We start from the raw sequence: 19321 nt of genomic DNA, 5'->3' as shown, positions 1-19321 counted from the left end.
GTGCAGACTGGCCGAATGCGCACTGAACTCGTCTCGGAGCCCGGCGACCCGGCCCGCCCCAATGAGGACTTCGCATCCGTCGGACTTCCCGCCTCCGGACAGGGCGGTTCACTGGTCGTCCTCGACGGCGTGACTCCACCCGGGGGCGAGGTCGGCTGCCTCCACACGGTGCCCTGGTTCTGCTCCCGGCTGGGCGGCTCACTGACCGAGCTGTCCGTTTCCGACCGGGATCTGACGCTGCCCCAGGTGCTCGCGCGGGCGATCGCTCGGACAGCCGAGGCACACGCCTCCACCTGTGACCTTTCTCACCCGCGCACGCCCCAGGCAACCGTCGTCCTGGTCCGCTGGTCCGCCGATCACGTCGAGTACCTGGTGCTCTCCGACTCGGTCCTGCTGGTGGAGGCGGCCGACGGGTCGGTCACCGCCCTGCTCGACGACCGCCTCGCCCGGCTGCCCCGGGAACTGCTGGCGACGGACGCCGTCGCCGACGCCACGGTGCGCAACAAGGAGGGCGGCTTCTTCACGGCCGCCGCCGACCCCTCGGTCGTCTCCCGTGCGACGGCCGGCGTCCTGCCCCGCGCCGGGGTCCGGTCGCTCACCGCCCTCACGGACGGCGCGACCCGCTGGGTGGACACGTTCGGCGAGGGCGACTGGGCCGAGTGCCTCGGCATCGTCCGCGAGGAGGGGGCGCGGGCCCTGGTCGGCCGCGTGCGGGCACTGGAACGCGCGGACGCCGAGCGGATACGTCTGCGGCGGAGCAAGCGGCACGACGACGCGACGGTCGTCCACGTGGAGTGGTGACGGCGCGACGGTACGGGGCGCGGTGCGCGTGACGCTCCATAGGCCGCCACCGCTGTGCCGCGGGGCGGGGACGGAGGGCGCCTACCGCGGGGACGGAGGGCGGCTACCGCTCCACGCTGCGGTTCAGCTCGTGCAGCAGCCGGGCCAGCTCGGCGACCTCGCGCGGGTCCCATCCCTTGAGCTGGCGCACGTACCGGTTCCGGCGAGCGTCCCGGACCGTGCGGAAGCGGGCGCGGCCCTCGTCGGTGAGGTGGACGAGCCAGGCCCGTCCGTCGGCGGGGTCGGGCTCGCGGGCGATCAGACCGAGGTCCTCCAGGGCGCGCAGCTGGCGGGACATGGTGGCCTTGCCGACGCCGATGTAGCCGGCGAGGTCGGTGGCCCGCTGCCGGCCGCACTCCTCCAGCCGTACGAGGAGTCCGTACGCGGAGGACTCCAGGTCGGGGTGGACCTCGCGGGCCATCTCGCCGGAGGAGGCCCGGGCGCGGCGCAGGAAGACCGTCAACTCGCGTTCCAGTGCGAGGAATTCCTGGTCCACACCACTTCCCGTCGCCTCGGGTTCGGCGTGGCGCTCCGCGCCGTTTGCGCCCTCGTGCACGTCAGCACCCCTGACTTGGTTTCCCGGTTCTGAAAGTTTCTGCCAGAACTCCTCGTTGCCGCAGCTCCGCCAGTATTTCGCAGGCGTAGACCAACGGCAGACTCCGGGGGCCCTTCCCAGTGCGTGGTCTACGTGCGTAGCTTCTTCATCAGGCAATTACATGGCATGCCCACGCCACCCCCAGCAGGTCGACGAGGACCTGGCCCCCACAGGCCCGCATGTCCGAGTTCTCCCCCCACCGAGCTCCACCGAGCCCCTTCGGAGGCACGCAAATGCCCGTGCACAGATCCGGAACGGTCCACCGCCTGCGCCTGCTCGCGGTCGGAGTCCTGCTCGCCGCCTTCTCCCTCCTCTTCACCCGCCCGGCCCCGGCCGCGCCGGAGCCGGGAGGCAGCGCCACCACCCCCTCGCGCGGCTCCGCCCACATGGGCATGGGAGTCGCCGCCCACGACGGCCAGGGCGGTACGCCCACCAGCGGTGACGCCACCCAGACGGAGGGCGTCGACGTCAGCGGCCACCAGGGCAACGTCGCCTGGTCGACCCTGTGGAACAGCGGGGTCAGGTGGGCCTATGTGAAGGCGACGGAGGGGACGTACTACACGAACCCGTACTTCGCCCAGCAGTACAACGGCTCGTACAACGTCGGAATGATCCGCGGCTCGTACCACTTCGCCACGCCCGACACGACCAGCGGCGCCACCCAGGCCAACTACTTCGTGGACCACGGAGGCGGCTGGTCCCGCGACGGCAAGACGCTGCCGGGCGCCCTGGACATCGAGTGGAACCCGTACGGGGCCGCCTGCTACGGCAAGACCCAGAGCGGGATGGTCAGCTGGATCAGTTCCTTCCTGAACCAGTACAAGGCCCGGACCGGGCGGGACGCCGTGATCTACACGGCCACCAGCTGGTGGACCCAGTGCACCGGCAACTACGGCGGCTTCGCCTCCGCCAACCCCCTGTGGATCGCCCGCTACAACACGTCCCCGGGCACCCTCCCGGCGGGCTGGGGCTACTACACGATGTGGCAGTACACGTCCTCCGGCCCGACCGTCGGCGACCACGACAAGTTCAACGGGGCGCTGGACCGGGTGCAGGCACTGGCCAACGGCTAGACCCGCCCGTACCCCGGCCGGGGGTCCGGGGGTCGCCCCCCGGCAAGACACAGCAACGGGGCGCTGGACCGGGTGCAGGCACTGGCCAACGGCTAGACCCGCCCGTACCCCGGCCGGGGGTCCGGGGGTCGCCCCCCGGCAAGACACAGCAACGGGGCGCTGGACCGGGTGCAGGCACTGGCCAACGGCTAGACCCGGCGCCCCCGGCCCGCGCATGCGGAGCGCGTGAGAAGGCCCGGATCCCCTCGGCGGGGGTCCGGGCCTTCGGGCCGGCAGCGTCCGTCACGCCGCTGCCGGGGCCTCCACGTCCGGTGACACCCCGGCGGGAACCTCCGCCGGGGCGAGGGCCAGTTCCAGGACCTGGCGGACGTCCGTGACGGCGTGGACGTCGAGCGTGTCCAGGACCTCGGCCGGGACGTCGTCCAGGTCGGGCTCGTTGCGCTTGGGGATGATCACCGTGGTGATCCCGGCCCGGTGCGCGGCGAGCAGCTTCTGCTTGACCCCGCCGATGGGCAGCACCCGCCCGGTCAGCGAGACCTCGCCGGTCATCGCCACGTCCGTACGGACCAGCCGCCCGCTGAGCAGCGACGCGAGGGCCGTCGTCATGGTGACGCCGGCGCTCGGACCGTCCTTGGGGACCGCGCCCGCCGGGAAGTGGATGTGCGCGCCCCGGTCCTTCAGGTCGCCGACGGGCAGTTCCAGTTCCGCGCCGTGCGAGCGGAGGAAGCTCAGCGCGATCTGTGCCGACTCCTTCATCACGTCACCGAGCTGCCCGGTCAGGGTGAGACCCGCCGCGCCGGTCTCCGGGTCGGCCAGCGACGCCTCCACGTAGAGGACGTCGCCGCCCGCGCCGGTGACCGCGAGCCCGGTGGCGACGCCGGGGACGGCCGTGCGGCGCTCGGCCGGATCCTGGGCGGACTCCGGCACGTGGTGCGGCCGGCCGATCAGTCCGCGCAGGTCACCGTCCGTGACGGTGAACGGCAGTTCCCGGTCGCCCAGTTCGTGCTGGGCGGCCACCTTGCGCAGCAGCCGTGCGACCGCCCGCTCCAGATTGCGGACGCCCGCCTCGCGCGTGTACTCACCGGCGAGCCGGCGCAGGGCGCTCTCGTCGAGGGTGACCTCGTCCTGGTCGAGACCGGCCCGCTCCAGCTGGCGCGGCAGCAGGTGGTCGCGGGCGATGACGACCTTCTCGTCCTCGGTGTAGCCGTCCAGGCGGACCAGCTCCATGCGGTCGAGCAGCGCCTCCGGGATGGCCTCCAGGACGTTCGCGGTGGCCAGGAACACCACGTCGGAGAGGTCGAGCTCGACCTCCAGGTAGTGGTCCCGGAAGGTGTGGTTCTGCGCCGGGTCCAGGACCTCCAGCAGGGCCGCGGCCGGGTCGCCGCGGAAGTCGGAGCCGACCTTGTCGATCTCGTCGAGCAGGACCACCGGGTTCATCGACCCGGCCTCCTTGATCGCGCGGACGATGCGGCCGGGCAGTGCGCCGACGTAGGTACGCCGGTGTCCGCGGATCTCCGCCTCGTCGCGGACGCCGCCGAGGGCGACGCGGACGAACTCGCGCCCCATGGCGTGGGCGACGGACTCGCCGAGCGAGGTCTTGCCGACGCCGGGCGGGCCGACGAGGGCGAGGACGGCACCGCCGCGGCGCCCGCCGACGACGCCGAGGCCCCGGTCGAAGCGGCGCTTGCGGACGGCGAGGTACTCGGTGATGCGTTCCTTCACGTCCTCCAGACCCGCGTGCTCGGCGTCGAGCACCGAGCGGGCGCCCCGGATGTCGTAGGCGTCGTGGGTGCGCTCGTTCCACGGGAGTTCGAGCACGGTGTCGAGCCAGGTGCGGATCCAGGAGCCCTCGGGCGACTGGTCGCTCGCCCGCTCCAGCTTGTCGACCTCCTTGAGCGCGGCCTCGCGGACGTGCCCGGGCAGGTCGGCGGCCTCGACGCGGGAGCGGTAGTCGTCGGGCTCGTCCTCGCCGCTCTCGCCGTTGATCTCGCGCAGTTCCTTGCGCACGGCTTCGAGCTGGCGGCGCAGCAGGAACTCACGCTGCTGCTTGTCGACGCCTTCCTGCACGTCCTTGGCGATGGACTCGGCGACGTCCTGCTCGGCGAGGTGTCCGCGCAGCTGCTCGGTGGCGAGCTTGAGCCGGGCGACGGGGTCGGCGGTCTCCAGGAGCGCGACCTTCTGCTCGGTGGTGAGGAACGGCGAGTACCCGGAGTTGTCGGCGAGCGCCGACACGTCGTCGATCGCCTGCACGCGGTCCACCACCTGCCAGGCGGCGCGCTTGCGCAGCCAGCTGGTGGCGAGCGCCTTGTACTCCTTGACGAGCTCGGCGACCTGGCCGGGCAGCGGGTCGGGCACGGTCTCGTCGATCCGGGTGCCCTCGACCCACAGGGCGGCACCGGGACCGGTGGTCCCCGCGCCGATCCTGACGCGGCCCCGGCCGCGGATCAGCGCGCCCGGGTCGCCGTCGGCCAGCCGGCCGACCTGCTCGACGGTGCCGAGCACGCCGGTGCCCGGGTAGTCGCCGTCGATCCGCGGCACCAGCAGCACCTTCGGCTTGCCGGGCGTGTTCCGCGCGGCGGCCTGGGCGGCCTCCACGGCGGCCCGTACGTCGGTGTCACTCAGGTCCAGCGGGACGACCATCCCGGGCAGCACGACCTCGTCGTCGAGCGGCAGCACGGGCAGGATGAGCGGTGTGGACGACGTGGACTCAGCAGCAGCCATGATCTCCCTCTCGACCATCAAGTTGAGCTATGCCGACTCAATGCTTGTGAGCCGTGCATTGTTCCCCTGAGGGTGTTCGCTCTGAGCGATCGGGAGTGACCGGCCGGTCAGGGACCTGGCGGGGCCTATCCGGCCGCCTGCCCGCTGTCCTGGAAGCTCCCCCATCCGTGCCAGCGGTCGATCTCGATCCACGCGTCGACGCGGCCCCGGTCCCGCTGCGCGTACGGCTTCCCGAGGTACTGACGGGAGAGCCGGTCGATGCCGGCCAGATCCCCGTCGTCGCGCATCTCGGCGACCCGCCCGATCAGGGTCACGTGGCTGTACCAGTCGTCCTTGTCCAGCACGGTCAGCGTCACCCGGGGATCGTCGCGGACGTGTGCCAGCCGCTTGCGGCCCTCGTCCATGTTGACCAGCACCCGGCCGTCCTCCCACAGGTACCAGGTGGCGGTGGACACCGGCTGGCCGTCCGACCGCAGGGTGGTGATGACGGCCGGGTTGGGACGGCTCAGCATGGCGATCGCTTCCTCGGGAAGCGGCGGCTTCGACATGGCTCTCCTTGTCGGTCGTTCTCTCGGTACTCCCCTTCTACCCGCCCCCGGGGAACCACGCCGCCGCGCGCGGGCGTCCGGGGGCTCTGTCCGGGGCGGGGCAGGGCGAGGTGCAGAGTGGTCTGGACCTCTGACGCGGCCCGGCCCGGGCGGGGTCCGGGCCGGGCGGGGTCCGGGCCGGGGGCCCGCCGCCGCGCGGAAAATCCGGCCGGTGCCCGCCCGGCGGCTGCGAGGATGGGGCCATGCCCACCTCGTACGACACCTCCCGCAGCGACCCGTACGACACCGCCGGCCCGGTGGTCGTCGACCGGCGCGAGGGCCCGTACGGCGAGGTCGTGCTGCGGCGCCACGGGGAGCTGCTGCAGATCATCGCCAACGGGTGCTTCCTGATGGACACCTCCGACGGCCGTTCGGAGCGGCTGCTGGTCGAGGCGGCGCTCGACGCCCTGGACGGACGGCCGGCGCCGAGTGTGCTGATCGGCGGCCTCGGCGTCGGGTTCTCGCTCGCACACGCGGCCGCCGACCCGCGCTGGGGGCGGGTCACGGTCGTCGAGCGCGAACCTGCCGTCATCGACTGGCACCGCGACGGCCCCCTGTCCGCGCTCTCCGCGCAGGCCCTCGCCGATCCGCGCACCGAGATCGTGGAAGCGGACCTGACCGCGTTCGTCAATGAGACGTCCGTCACGTACGACGCGCTGTGCCTGGACATCGACAACGGGCCCGGCTGGACGGTCACCGAGGACAACGAGAACCTCTACTCGGCGGCCGGACTGGCAAGCTGCGCAAGGGCGTTGACCCCAGGAGGGGTGCTCGCCGTGTGGTCGGCCCAGCCCTCTCCGGAATTTGAAGGAACCTTGCGGAATGCCGGGTTCCGACAGGTGCGTACCGAAGAGATCCCCGTTGCCCGGGGCGTTCCGGACGTCGTTCATCTCGCGGTCGGGCCTGGATAGCCGCGGCGCGGTGACTGCCCGTACTCTGCTTGCCTGACGCGGATCATTCAAGCGTCAAACGCAGTCATGGGATCACCCCACGGATTCCGGAAAGCACACTTCAGGGGCGGGCGATGGAGCAGACACACACCTCCCACAACGGCGCGGCGGCGACGCCAGGCGCACAGCGACGGGTGCTGGTGGTCGAGGACGACCAGACGATCGTCGACGCCATCGCGGCCCGTCTGCGTGCCGAGGGTTTCCTCGTGCAGACGGCGGGGGACGGCCCCGCCGCCGTCGACACCGCGGAGGCATGGCAGCCCGACCTGCTGATCCTCGACATCATGCTGCCCGGCTTCGACGGCCTGGAGGTCTGCCGTCGCGTGCAGGCCCAGCGCCCGGTGCCGGTGCTGATGCTCACCGCGCGGGACGACGAGACGGACATGCTGGTCGGGCTCGGCGTCGGCGCCGACGACTACATGACGAAGCCGTTCTCCATGCGCGAGCTGGCCGCCCGCGTGCACGTCCTGCTGCGCCGCGTGGAGCGTGCCGTCGTGGCCGCCTCCACGCCCCGCAGCGGCATCCTGCGCCTCGGCGAGCTGGAGATCGACCACGCCCAGCGCCGGGTCCGGGTGCGCTCCGAGGACGTTCACCTGACGCCCACCGAGTTCGACCTGCTGGTCTGCCTCGCCAACACGCCGCGCGCGGTACTCTCCCGCGAGCAGCTGCTCGCGGAGGTCTGGGACTGGGCGGACGCCTCCGGGACCCGGACCGTGGACAGCCACATCAAGGCACTGCGCCGGAAGATCGGCGCCGAGCGGATCCGCACCGTGCACGGAGTGGGCTATGCGCTGGAGACCCCGGCCCCCTGAGCCGGGGTCCTCTCCCGGTGCCCGACGGTCCCGCCGGTCCGGCGGACCCGACAGGGGGACGGAAACAATGAGCGGCAGAGGACGACCGGGCACAGGCGGCCGGCCCCGGGGCGGGCTGCGCCCCTTCTCGATCAAGACGAAACTCGGCACGCTGGTCGTCGTCTCGGTCTTCATCACCACCGGTCTGCTGATGATCGCGGTGCGCACCGAGACCGAGCTGCGTTTCATCACCGTCTTCTCGGTGATCGCCACCCTGCTGATCACGCAGTTCGTGGCCCACTCGCTCACCGCCCCGCTGGACGAGATGAACGCGGTGGCGCGGTCCATCTCGCACGGCGACTACACGCGCCGGGTCCGCGACGGCCGCCGCGACGAGCTGGGCGACCTGGCGATGACGATCAACCTCATGGCCGACGAGCTGGAGGCCCAGGACCGCCAGCGCAAGGAGCTCGTGGCGAACGTCTCGCACGAGCTGCGCACCCCCATCGCGGGGCTGCGCGCCGTCCTGGAGAACATCGTCGACGGCATATCGGCCGCCGACCCCGAGACCATGCGTACGGCCCTGCGGCAGACGGAGCGGCTGGGGCGGCTCGTCGAGACCCTGCTGGACCTCTCCCGGCTCGACAACGGGGTCGTCCCGCTGAAACAGCGCCGCTTCGAGGTCTGGCCGTATCTGTCCGGCGTCCTGAAGGAGGCCAACATGGTCTCCTCGGCGCGCGCGGAGCTCGCCTCCGGCTCCGGCAGCCACACCCGTACGGACGTGCATCTGGCGCTGGACGTGTCGCCGCCCGAGCTCACGGCGCACGCGGACCCGGAGCGCATCCACCAGGTCGTCGCCAACCTCATCGACAACGCGGTCAAGCACAGCCCGCCGCACGGCCGGGTGACGGTGCGGGCCCGCCGGGGCGCTCTCCCGGAGTCCCTCGCGCTGGAGGTGCTGGACGAGGGGCCCGGCATCCCCGAGTCGGAGTGGCACCGGGTCTTCGAGCGGTTCAACCGCGGCGCCGTCTCCGCGCCCCACGGCCCCGGCAGCGACGGCGGTACGGGGCTCGGGCTGGCCATCGCCCGCTGGGCCGTGGATCTGCACGGCGGCCGGATCGGGGTGGCCGAATCCCCGCGCGGCTGCCGGATCCTCGTCACTCTCCCGGGGCTCCCCGCACTGCCCCATTGACGTATGGTTCGAACCGGAGCCGCAAGATCCACGAGCATTCCCGCAGACGGACACGTGTGATCAGCCACAGGCCCGCGCCGGTCAGGCCCGCGGCCCTGATTTCGTGCACCCTTTCCCCAGGTGAACCGGGCAAAACCTCGGTTGTTTCCCGCCATTTCCGTCGCCGAAACACGCTTTCCGATGTGACTTACGCGACGATGCACGGCCCGGTCTGCATCTGCCGGTCATGGGGGCGTAGCCTTGATTCCCGCTGTCCATCACCTTGTGAAGCGGAAGAGGGCGGTTGCCGCCGTGTCGTCACAGTCCCCCAGTAACTCGAGTACCTCGACCGAGGACCAAGCCGGGAAGAACCCCGCGGCTGCGTTCGGTCCCAACGAGTGGCTCGTCGACGAGATCTATCAGCAGTACCTCCAGGACCCGAATTCGGTAGACCGAGCCTGGTGGGACTTCTTCGCCGACTACAAGCCGGGCGGCGCCGCCGCGCCGGCTCCGGCGGGTACCGCGGCCGCGGGGGCCGCGGGCACCACCGCCGCGGCCCCGGCCGCACCCGTCACACCGGCCGCGGCGCCCGCCGCCCCGGCTCCGGCCACGGCCGCCCCGGCCCGTACCGCCCCCGCGGCGGCGCCGGCCGCCAGGCCCGCGGCCGCGGCCCCCGCGAAGCCCGCCGCCGCGCCCGCCAAGGCGAAGCCGAAGGCCGAGCCCGCGACCGAGGCCCCCGCGGGCCCCGAGTACGTGACGCTGCGCGGCCCGAGCGCCGCCGTCGCGAAGAACATGAACGCCTCCCTGGAGCTGCCCACGGCCACGTCCGTGCGCGCGGTGCCGGTGAAGCTGCTCTTCGACAACCGCATCGTCATCAACAACCACCTGAAGCGGGCCCGGGGCGGGAAGATCTCCTTCACGCACCTGATCGGCTACGCGATGGTGCAGGCCATCAAGGCCATGCCGTCGATGAACTGGCACTACGCGGAGAAGGACGGCAAGCCGACCCTCGTCAAGCCCGAGCACGTCACCTTCGGCCTCGCCATCGACCTGGTGAAGGCGAACGGCGACCGCCAGCTCGTCGTCGCCGGCATCAAGAAGGCCGAGACGCTGAACTTCTTCGAGTTCTGGCAGGCCTACGAGGACATCGTCCGCCGCGCCCGCGACGGCAAGCTGACGATGGACGACTTCACCGGTGTCACGGTCTCCCTGACCAACCCCGGCGGCCTCGGCACCGTGCACTCGGTGCCGCGCCTGATGCCCGGCCAGTCGGTCATCATGGGCGTCGGCTCCATGGACTACCCGGCGGAGTTCCAGGGCACCTCCCAGGACACCCTGAACCGCCTCGGCATCTCCAAGGTCATGACGCTCACGTCGACCTACGACCACCGGGTCATCCAGGGCGCCGCGTCCGGCGAGTTCCTGCGGGTCGTCGCCAACCTCCTCCTCGGCGAGAACGGCTTCTACGACGAGATCTTCGAGGCGCTGCGCATCCCCTACGAGCCGGTCCGCTGGCTCAAGGACATCGACGCCTCGCACGACGACGACGTCACCAAGGCCGCCCGGGTCTTCGAGCTGATCCACTCCTACCGGGTCCGCGGCCACGTCATGGCCGACACCGACCCGCTGGAATACCGCCAGCGCAAGCACCCCGACCTGGACATCACCGAGCACGGGCTCACCCTGTGGGACCTCGAGCGCGACTTCGCGGTCGGCGGCTTCGGCGGCAAGTCCCTGATGAAGCTCCGCGACATCCTCGGCGTGCTGCGCGACTCGTACTGCCGCACCACCGGCATCGAGTTCATGCACATCCAGGACCCGAAGCAGCGCAAGTGGATCCAGGACCGGGTCGAGCGCGGCCACTCCAAGCCGGAGCGCGAGGAGCAGCTGCGCATCCTGCGCCGGCTGAACGCGGCCGAGGCCTTCGAGACGTTCCTGCAGACCAAGTACGTCGGCCAGAAGCGCTTCTCCCTGGAGGGCGGCGAGTCCGTCATCCCGCTGCTCGACGCCGTGCTGGACTCGGCCGCCGAGTCGCGCCTGGACGAGGTCGTCATCGGCATGGCCCACCGCGGCCGCCTCAACGTCCTCGCCAACATCGTCGGCAAGTCGTACGCGCAGATCTTCCGCGAGTTCGAGGGCAACCTCGACCCGAAGTCGATGCACGGCTCCGGCGACGTGAAGTACCACCTGGGCGCCGAGGGCACCTTCACCGGCCTGGACGGCGAGCAGATCAAGGTCTCGCTGGCCGCGAACCCGTCCCACCTGGAGACGGTCGACCCGGTCATCGAGGGCATCACCCGCGCCAAGCAGGACATCATCAACAAGGGCGGTACGGACTTCACGGTCCTGCCGGTCGCCCTGCACGGTGACGCGGCCTTCGCGGGCCAGGGTGTCGTCGCCGAGACGCTGAACATGTCGCAGCTGCGCGGCTACCGCACCGGCGGCACGGTCCACGTCGTCATCAACAACCAGGTCGGCTTCACCGCCGCCCCGGAGTCCTCGCGCTCCTCCATGTACGCCACCGACGTGGCCCGCATGATCGAGGCGCCGATCTTCCACGTGAACGGCGACGACCCCGAGGCCGTCGTCCGCGTCGCTCGCCTGGCCTTCGAGTTCCGCCAGGCGTTCAACAAGGACGTCGTCATCGACCTCATCTGCTACCGCCGCCGCGGTCACAACGAGTCGGACAACCCGGCCTTCACCCAGCCGCTGATGTACGACCTGATCGACAAGAAGCGCTCGGTGCGCAAGCTGTACACCGAGTCCCTCATCGGTCGCGGCGACATCACCCTGGAAGAGGCCGAGCAGGCGCTGCAGGACTACCAGGGCCAGCTGGAGAAGGTCTTCACCGAGGTCCGCGAGGCCACGTCCCACCCGGCCGCCGCCCAGGTGCCGGACGCGCAGGCCGAGTTCCCGGTCGCCGTGACCACCGCGATCTCCCAGGAGGTCGTCAAGCGGATCGCCGAGTCGCAGGTCAACATCCCCGACCACGTCACCGTCCACCCGCGTCTGCTGCCCCAGCTGCAGCGCCGCGCGACCATGGTCGAGGACGGCACGATCGACTGGGGCATGGGCGAGACCCTGGCCATCGGCTCCCTGCTCCTGGAGGGCACCCCGGTGCGCCTCTCGGGCCAGGACTCCCGCCGCGGCACGTTCGGCCAGCGCCACGCGGTCCTCATCGACCGGGAGACCGGCGAGGACTTCACCCCGCTGCTGTACCTCTCCGAGGACCAGGCCCGCTACAACGTCTACGACTCGCTGCTCTCCGAGTACGCGGTCATGGGCTTCGAGTACGGCTACTCGCTGGCCCGTCCCGAGTCCCTGGTGATGTGGGAGGCGCAGTTCGGCGACTTCGTCAACGGCGCGCAGACGGTCGTCGACGAGTACATCTCCGCCGCCGAGCAGAAGTGGGGCCAGACGTCCGGCGTCACCCTGCTGCTCCCGCACGGCTACGAGGGCCAGGGCCCGGACCACTCCTCGGCCCGTATCGAGCGGTTCCTGCAGCTCTGCGCGCAGAACAACATGACGGTCGCCATGCCGACCCTGCCGTCGAACTACTTCCACCTCCTGCGGTGGCAGGTGCACAACCCGCACCACAAGCCGCTGGTGGTCTTCACCCCGAAGTCGATGCTGCGCCTCAAGGCCGCCGCGTCGAAGACGGAGGAGTTCACGACGGGTGGCTTCCGCCCGGTCATCGGCGACACGTCGGTGGACGCGGCTGCGGTCCGCAAGGTCGTCTTCTGCGCCGGCAAGCTCTACTACGACCTGGAGGCCGAGCGGAAGAAGCGCGGCACCACGGACGCCGCCGCTGCCGAGACGGCGATTATCCGTCTCGAGCGCCTGTACCCGCTGCCGGGTGCGGAGCTCCAGGCGGAGATCGCCAAGTACCCGAACGCCGAGAAGTACCTGTGGGCCCAGGAGGAGCCGGCGAACCAGGGCGCGTGGCCCTTCATCGCCCTCAACCTGATCGACCACCTGGACCTGGCGGTCGGCGCCGACGTCCCGCACGGCGAGCGCCTGCGCCGCATCTCCCGCCCGCACGGCTCGTCCCCGGCGGTCGGCTCGGCCAAGCGTCACCAGGCCGAGCAGGAGCAGCTGGTGCGTGAGGTGTTCGAGGCGTAGTCCCCGGACGCGGACACGCGACACGAAGGGCCCGGCTCCGAGTTCCACTCGGGGGCGGGCCCTTCGGTGTGTCACCGTGCGGCGGACGCGTCACGTCGACTGGGGTTCGAAGTCCCAGTAGGGGCGGTTGCGGGAGCGCGCCGAGATGGTGTGGGCGTGCTGGGGGCCGAGGGTGGCGGCGAGGTCGGAGAGGGCGCCCTGCTCGACCTTCTCGGCGCTCTGGTGGTCCCGCAGACCGCGCAGGTCGGCCGCGTGGGCGACGCGCGCGGACAGGGTGAGCGGATGGGTGCGGCCGAGGGACTCGGTGGCCCGCGTCACCGTGATCCGGCTCAGTTCGGCGGCGGCCTCGGTGTCCCCGACGAGGTTGCGCATCGCGGAGGCGTTGATGGCGCAGCCCAGCGTCCAGGGATGGTTCTCGCCGACGGCGGTGGTCATCTCGGCGACCGACTGCTCGATCAGCGCGTGGGCCTGCTCCCGCTCGCCGACCATGCGCAGCACCTGGGCGTGGTTGGCGCGGGCGCCGGCGACGAAGGGGTGCCCGTCGGTGAGCATCACCTCGTAGCGGGCGATGACGGACTCGCTCGCCTCCCTCGCCTGGTCGATGTCGCCGTGCTCGCGGGCGAAGCAGCTCTGGCTGACGGCGAAGGCCAGCGTCTGCGGGTCCGTCTCGCCGAGCTTGCGTTCGCAGCGCTCCAGTACCCGGGTGAACAGGGACCCGGCCTTGGCGCGGTCGCCGCCGCGGTACTGGCACATGGCCAGGTTGTGCTCGGCGCGCAGGGTCTGCGGGTTGTCGGCGCCCATCACGATGCGGTGCTCGCGGACGTTCTTCGCCTGCACGGACTCGGCCTCGCTGTAGCGGCCCAGCAGGCGCAGGTCGATGGCGTACGACACTTCGGAGAACAGGGTCCACGGGTGCCGGCCGCGCAGCAGGAGGCGCCGGGCCTCCAGGGTGCGCCGGTCGATGCCGAGCGCCTCCTCGTAGCGGCCGAGCAGGCGCAGTGAGAAGCCCAGGTTGTTGAGGGTGCTCAGGGTCCGGGAGTCCTGCTCGCCGAGCAGGTCGCGGTAGGCGTTGAAGAGCCACTGGTAGTGCTCCAGCGCCTCGTCGTAGCGGGCGAGGCCCCACAGGTCGGCGCCGAGGCCGTTGGCCGCGCGCAGGTGGTCCAGGTCGTCCACGCCACGCTGCTCGCGCAGGTGGTCGACGGCGGCCCGTTCGATGGCCTCGGTGCGTTCGTAGTCGCCGACCGAGCGGAGCAGGTTCGCGTAGTGGTGGGTGAGTTCCCAGATCCTGGGGTGGGTCTCGCCGAGCAGTTCCTTCCATGCCTTCATGGCGCGCTCGCCGAGTTTGATGCCGGCCGAGTACTCACCGGTGAACCACATGTAGCGCAGGCAGTTGAGGACCAGCCGCTGCACGTCCCGGTTCCTGCTCTTCAGCACGTCCGCGTGCTTGAGGTGCGGGACGATCTCCGCGTACTGGTCCCACAGTCGGGTGTCGGTGGGCCGCCCCGGGTCCGCTGCCGCGAGGGCGCGGCGCACCACGTCGATGAACTCCCTGAGGTCCTCGTCCGGCATGTCCTTGCGGACGATCTGGTGGACCATCCGGTGCAGGTACAGGGATTCCCCGGAGGCCGCCTCGTCGCCGGTCGCCTCGTGGGACTCGAGGCGGACCACCGAGTACTGGCGGAGCTGGTTGATCGCCTTGTTCCACAGGAGCGGGTCGTTGAGCAGCCCGGTGACCTGTTCGGGCAGCTCGTCGTGCGGCATCTCCTTGAGGAGCCGTACGGGAATGAAGCCGGGCGCGAAGAACGTGCACAGCCGCAGCAGGTCGACGGACTCGGGGACGGTGTCCTTGAGCTTGTTCAGCAGTATCGACCAGGCGGTCTGGAAGGCGACGGGGAAGTCCGCCGAGATCTTGACGACGTCCTGGTCGATGCCGCCGTCGAGCAGTTCGATGTACTCCTGCACCGACAGGTCGGAGTCGTTGAGCCAGCCCGCGGTCTGGTCGAGGAGCAGCGGCAGGTCCTCCAGGGCCTCCGCCAGCTGGTCGGCCTCCAGCTCCGAGAGGCGGGGGGCGCGGCGGCGGATGAAGGCCACCGACTCGTCGCGGCTGTAGACCGGGATCTCCAGCAGCCGGCTGTTGTGCTCGCCCCACTCGGGGTTGCGGGAGCTGATCAGGACGTGGCCGGGGCCCGTGGGGACGAGGTCCCAGATCTGGTCGGGTTCGTCGGCGCCGTCCAGGACGAGCAGCCAGCGGCCGTAGGGCTCGCCCCGGCGCAGGGAGTCCCGTACGGCCCTGAGGCGCTCGCCGTACTCGGCGCCGGTGGACAGGCCGAGGCGCGGGGCGAGTTCGGCCAGGAGGCGGCGGTAGGTGACCCGCTTCTCGGCGTTGACCCACCACACGACGTCGTACTCGGAGCCGAATCGGTAGACGTACTCGGCGGCCAGCTGCGTCTTGCCGACTCCCGACATGCCGTGCAGGGTGACGACTCCGGCGCCCGCGTCGGCGCCCTGGAGCAGGTGGTAGGCCTCGTTGAGCAGGGCCTCGCGGCCGGTGAAGCGGGTGTTGCGGCGGGGGACGCCGCCCCACACCTCCGGCATGGCGGCCGGGAAGCGCGGGCCGCGCCGCGCCCCGTCGCTCTCCTCCAGCGGGTCGCCGGGCAGGTCGAGGCGGTCCAGGAGACGGCGCTCGGCCTCCTCGGGGCCCATGTTGGTCAGGTCGACCGCGGCGAGCACGGCGGTCGCCGTGGGCAGTGTGGCGGTGGTGACGGAGACGGCGGCGAAGCGGGACGGATCGGGGGCGACGATCTCGCGCAGCGCCGTGTTCCACTCGTCGTGGGTGCGCGGCCCTAACTGGAAGTACCACTCGCTGACGATGACGAGGATGCGTCCGGAGGCGAGGGTCAGGTCGCGCAGCAGGTCGACGAGGGGTACGTCCGCCGGGGAGTCCCACCGGGAGTAGACGACGCGATGACCGCGCCGCTCGAGCCGGTCCCCGATCCAGGCCGCCCAGGCCCGGTTGAATCCGGCGAAGCTGATGGTGACGGTCTGCCTCGCGGCCCCCCTCTCGGTTGACCCGACCGGCGTACGAGCTCCAGACATGCAGCGGCCTCCCCGCACGTGATTTTAGAACCTGGCACGGTACCGCGATAGGCACCGGGCGCAGCCGTCGCTTGCGCCGACGGAAGGCGTGCCTTCCCCTCGGTACGACGATCTTCGCCCGGATCGGCCGCTTCGGCACCACGATCGGCGACTTCAGTCACGCGACTGGCGCAACTCTCCCCCGTGCCGCTGGAGCCACAGCCCCCGGGCCGCCCTGACGTACTCCTGTGCCCGGGCGGTCTGGCCGCGGGGCGGGGGGTGCTCGGCCAGCCGCTCGTAGACGGCGACCATCTGGTCCACGAACCGCCGGCCCTGCGGGGTGAGGTCGTCCGACCCAACGATCGCCGGCAGCACGGCGCCGACCTGTTCCCGGTAGCGGGCGTGCTGGGCCCACGCCGACTCACGGTGCGGGGGGTGGCCGAGGGCGAGGGCGCAGCGCTGGAAGAAGTCGGCGAGCGCGAGGTGGGAGTAGGCCCCTTGGAGCAGTCCGCCGTACGGGCGGGGGTCGGACCGCCAGGGCGCGAAGTACCGTGCCTCGTCACCCGCGTGATGCAGGGTCACGAGGTCGCCGAGTGCCCCGAGTTTGGTGTGCTGGAGCTCGTGAACGAGGGTGGCGGCGAAGCCTGTGGGGGTGGGCGGGGTGCTGCTGAGCACGGCGCCGAACGCCTCCCGCCGGGTGGCGCTGTATCCGCCGGTGTCGTGTCCCTCTCGCGACGGGCCGGGGGGTGCGGCCAGCGGGACCAGGCAGCGCAGCAGGTGGTGGGCCTCCGCCAGGCGGTGCTCCCCGCCGAGCCGGAGCAGGTGGGCGGTGCCCGACCAGGACTGCAGCCACCGCTTGCGTTCGGCGTGATCGAGGGTGACCGGACCGCCGAGGCCCTGCCGGTGGGGCCCGCCGGAATCGGTGCGGTAGGGGTCGAGATCGTCCAGCGGCACGGGTCCGGCGCCGGGCAGCAGTCCGGGCAGCGCGTACGCGGAGGTCCAGGCGGGAGCGCCGGACCACGCGCCGGTGTCGCTCTCCAGGTGGACGACGGCGTCGGCCGCGCCGGGTTGACGCAGTGTGAGCGTGCCGCGCCGGTGGACGACGTCGACGGGGGCGTCCCCGGAGACGGCGGTGTGCAGTGCCCCCAGGGAAGGCAGGGCGAGTACTCCGTCACGGGCGGTCAGCCGGACGGAGAAGCCGATCCCGGCCCGGGCGGCCGCCACCGCGGCGACGGCACCGAAGTGCGCGAGGCCCCTGCCGAGTTCGCGGGACCGCCGGTCGGGCGGGTGCCCGTCCTGGTCCCGGGTGTCGAGTCCGCGCAGGCAGCGCCGGACGAGCGGTCCCACCAGGGGGTGCAGGAGCCGGGCGCGGGCGGGCGACATGCCGTCGGGGCGGGGCGCGGGCCCTCGGGCACGGCCCTCTTCGGAGTGCTCGCCCCGGGCCGGGCCGTACTCCGCCTCAGGCCCGGGCCGTGCCCGGTCGGCCTCCGCCAGCAGCTCCCAGTCGTCCCGCAGCCGGGTCCGGGCACCGGCCGGGCAGATATCCGCGTCGGCCGTCTCGGCAGCGTCCAGCAGCGCGCGGAGCAGGAGGAGGCGCCGGGTGTCCTGGTCGCGAGCGAGGAACGCGAGGGTCGCGGGGCTGCCTTCTGTGCGGCCGAGTTCGGCGAGGGCCGGGTCTGGGACCGCCGGGAATATCACCTGATGCTCCCTTCGCGAGAGGCGGCCGGGGGCACGGAGACCGCAGCCGTCGGCGCGCGTGCCGACTCCGTGGAGAGGCGGTGTGCCACATGCCGGATGAAACGCCGCAGGTCGGCGCAGTACACGGACGGGTTGGCGAAGCCGTGTCCCGCGCGGTAGCGGTGGGCGTACTGGCCGCCGCCGCACACGGTGAGCAGGGGGCAGACCAGGCAGTCCGCCGCCAGCGCGGCGGCGCCCGCCTGCCGGGCGGCGACGCCGGGGTGGCGCAGCGCCTCGTCGAAGCCGTGCCGGAACACGTCGAGGCCGGTGTGCGCCGCTCCGTCGTAGCAGGACTTGAGCGAGTCGACCTGTTCGATGGACCCGTCGGTCTCCACGACCACGGCTTCGAAGGGGTCGAGACCCAGCGACTCGGTGGCGGCCGGCAGCCCGAGCAGCAGGGCCAGGCACTCCTCGAAGAGCCGCACCCGGGTCTCCCGGCGCCCGGCGCCCCACCAGCGGTCGAAGACGGCGCACAGCCAGTCCCCGTACGGAGTGGCTCCGCCGCCGGCCGGCCGCGGGGGCGGGGCCGTCCAGTTGCCGTGCGGGAGCAGCAGGTCCAGGGCCGGCGGGCCGAGGCCGAGCAGGGACTCGTACGTCCCGACCGGGTCCTGGTCGGGGTCGACGACGGTGAGGATCCCGGCGTACGCCTCGGGGTGGCGCCGCGCGAGCAGGCGGGCCCCGCGTGCTGCGGCGGGCCAGGACGGGCGTCCGGCGTGGTCGACGCGGAGCGTGTTGTGGGCGGGTGTGCCGCCGTCGAGGCTGATGCCGACGCGGATGCGGTGGCGGGCGAGCGTGTCGAGCCGGGGCTCGGTGAGGAGGGTGGCGTTGGTCTGGACGACCGCGTGGACGGTGCAGGAGCCGGGGACCCGCTCGCGTACCAGGCCGGTGAAGCGGCCGAGGGCGGAGGCGCCCGCGAGGAGGGGTTCACCGCCGTGCAGGACGAGGGAGACGCCGGTCAGCTCGTGGGCCGCCGCGTGTTCGGCGATGCGGGTGGCGGTGCGGTCCAGGACGCCGGGCGGTGCCGCGGCGGGGCGGGTGCGCCAGGTGCGGTCGGGGCCCTCGTAGAGGTAGCAGTAGCGGCACGCGAGGTTGCAGCGGCCGTGGACCTTGACGACGAACTGCCGGAAGGGGAAAGGCCCTTCGGGTATCGGAGGGGGAGCAGCCTCTTGAGACACTCCGGCACCCCCATGGTGTACAGCGCGCGCTCCCGCGATCCGCGGCGGGCCCCGGATCGCGGCCCCCTGCCCGTACGATGCGGCATTCCCGGGCAGGGGCCCACCACAAACTTGGCCCGATCGAACATGTCCGATTCAACTGTCACGGCGACCGGATCTGTCGCTCATCGATCGATGAGATCGGTGCGATCGGTGCGATCCGCGAGATCCGTGAGATCCGTGAGATCGGTGAGGCTCGCCGGTCGGCCGTTGCGCGGCCTTGTCAGAGAGCGCTGTTGAACCCCCACAGCACCTCGCTCGGCTGCCGCGCCCGCTCCCGCAGCTCCTCCAGCACCTCGCCCAGGACGGGGTGCCGGACCGTCCGCAGATCGGCCAGGTCCAGCGACAGCAGGTCGGGAAGGGGGTCCTCGGCCCCCGCCGCCGGTGGTGCGGCCTCCGACGCGGGCCGCGTCGGCTCCTCGTGCACGGTCCTGCTCACCCTCAC

13 protein-coding genes are annotated in these 19321 nt (G+C 71.9%); 6 read left to right on the top strand and 7 right to left on the bottom strand.

Features of this window, described 5'->3' with window-relative positions:
* The first annotated feature begins 15 nt into the window (after nucleotides 1-15).
* Nucleotides 16-801: a protein phosphatase 2C domain-containing protein gene (locus ACFY93_RS20290; RefSeq protein ID WP_391360752.1), complete on the top strand. Its 786-nt coding sequence runs from the start codon at nucleotides 16-18 to the stop codon at nucleotides 799-801.
* Nucleotides 802-904: 103 nt separating this feature from the next.
* Here the strand turns inward: ACFY93_RS20290 and ACFY93_RS20285 are convergent, their stop codons facing one another.
* Nucleotides 905-1396 carry a MarR family transcriptional regulator gene (locus ACFY93_RS20285; RefSeq protein ID WP_391360750.1) on the bottom strand — a complete coding sequence of 164 codons (492 nt, stop codon included), beginning with the start codon at nucleotides 1394-1396 and terminating at the stop codon, nucleotides 905-907.
* Between the two features lie 272 nt (nucleotides 1397-1668).
* Here ACFY93_RS20285 and ACFY93_RS20280 point away from each other — a divergent pair, with 272 nt between their 5' ends.
* Nucleotides 1669-2508 carry a GH25 family lysozyme gene (locus ACFY93_RS20280; RefSeq protein WP_391360749.1) on the top strand — a complete coding sequence of 280 codons (840 nt, stop codon included), beginning with the start codon at nucleotides 1669-1671 and terminating at the stop codon, nucleotides 2506-2508.
* A gap of 282 nt (nucleotides 2509-2790) precedes the next feature.
* Here the strand turns inward: ACFY93_RS20280 and lon are convergent, their stop codons facing one another.
* Nucleotides 2791-5229 carry an endopeptidase La gene (gene lon / locus ACFY93_RS20275; protein ID WP_391360746.1) on the bottom strand — a complete coding sequence of 813 codons (2439 nt, stop codon included), beginning with the start codon at nucleotides 5227-5229 and terminating at the stop codon, nucleotides 2791-2793.
* 125 nt (nucleotides 5230-5354) lie between these two features.
* Nucleotides 5355-5777 carry a TIGR03618 family F420-dependent PPOX class oxidoreductase gene (locus ACFY93_RS20270; RefSeq protein WP_391360743.1) on the bottom strand — a complete coding sequence of 141 codons (423 nt, stop codon included), beginning with the start codon at nucleotides 5775-5777 and terminating at the stop codon, nucleotides 5355-5357.
* A gap of 242 nt (nucleotides 5778-6019) precedes the next feature.
* Here ACFY93_RS20270 and ACFY93_RS20265 point away from each other — a divergent pair, with 242 nt between their 5' ends.
* The 4 genes from ACFY93_RS20265 (at nucleotide 6020) to ACFY93_RS20250 (ending at nucleotide 12850) form a co-directional block, all read left to right on the top strand.
* On the top strand, nucleotides 6020-6727 hold the full coding sequence (locus ACFY93_RS20265; protein WP_391360740.1) for a spermidine synthase: 708 nt from the start codon (nucleotides 6020-6022) through the stop codon (nucleotides 6725-6727).
* A 113-nt stretch (nucleotides 6728-6840) separates the two neighbouring features.
* On the top strand, nucleotides 6841-7578 hold the full coding sequence (locus ACFY93_RS20260) for a response regulator (RefSeq protein ID WP_391360738.1): 738 nt from the start codon (nucleotides 6841-6843) through the stop codon (nucleotides 7576-7578).
* A 67-nt stretch (nucleotides 7579-7645) separates the two neighbouring features.
* Nucleotides 7646-8749: an ATP-binding protein gene (locus ACFY93_RS20255; protein WP_391360735.1), complete on the top strand. Its 1104-nt coding sequence runs from the start codon at nucleotides 7646-7648 to the stop codon at nucleotides 8747-8749.
* Nucleotides 8750-9040: 291 nt separating this feature from the next.
* The gene (locus ACFY93_RS20250) at nucleotides 9041-12850 is read left to right on the top strand and encodes a multifunctional oxoglutarate decarboxylase/oxoglutarate dehydrogenase thiamine pyrophosphate-binding subunit/dihydrolipoyllysine-residue succinyltransferase subunit (protein ID WP_391360732.1); all 3810 of its coding nucleotides are present in this window, start codon (nucleotides 9041-9043) and stop codon (nucleotides 12848-12850) included.
* Between the two features lie 90 nt (nucleotides 12851-12940).
* Here ACFY93_RS20250 and fxsT read toward each other — a convergent pair whose 3' ends face one another.
* The 4 genes from fxsT to fxsA all read right to left on the bottom strand — a co-directional run bounded on the left by fxsT (nucleotide 12941) and on the right by fxsA (nucleotide 19315).
* Nucleotides 12941-15946 carry an FxSxx-COOH system tetratricopeptide repeat protein gene (fxsT, locus tag ACFY93_RS20245; RefSeq protein ID WP_391360729.1) on the bottom strand — a complete coding sequence of 1002 codons (3006 nt, stop codon included), beginning with the start codon at nucleotides 15944-15946 and terminating at the stop codon, nucleotides 12941-12943.
* A 153-nt stretch (nucleotides 15947-16099) separates the two neighbouring features.
* The gene (locus tag ACFY93_RS20240) at nucleotides 16100-17620 is read right to left on the bottom strand and encodes an aKG-HExxH-type peptide beta-hydroxylase (protein WP_391361080.1); all 1521 of its coding nucleotides are present in this window, start codon (nucleotides 17618-17620) and stop codon (nucleotides 16100-16102) included.
* The gene (locus ACFY93_RS20235) at nucleotides 17620-18837 is read right to left on the bottom strand and encodes an FxsB family cyclophane-forming radical SAM/SPASM peptide maturase (RefSeq protein ID WP_391360726.1); all 1218 of its coding nucleotides are present in this window, start codon (nucleotides 18835-18837) and stop codon (nucleotides 17620-17622) included. The genes ACFY93_RS20240 and ACFY93_RS20235 overlap by 1 nt, the downstream gene beginning before the upstream one ends.
* Nucleotides 18838-19099: 262 nt before the next feature.
* Nucleotides 19100-19315, bottom strand: coding sequence for an FxSxx-COOH cyclophane-containing RiPP peptide (fxsA, locus tag ACFY93_RS20230; protein WP_391360723.1), 216 nt, complete (start codon nucleotides 19313-19315; stop codon nucleotides 19100-19102).
* Nucleotides 19316-19321: the final 6 nt, after the last annotated feature.

This window comes from Streptomyces sp. NPDC008313 (assembly GCF_042956125.1).
Taxonomy (GTDB): Bacteria; Actinomycetota; Actinomycetes; order Streptomycetales; family Streptomycetaceae; genus Streptomyces.
This window is presented reverse-complemented; position numbering and strand designations above follow the sequence as displayed.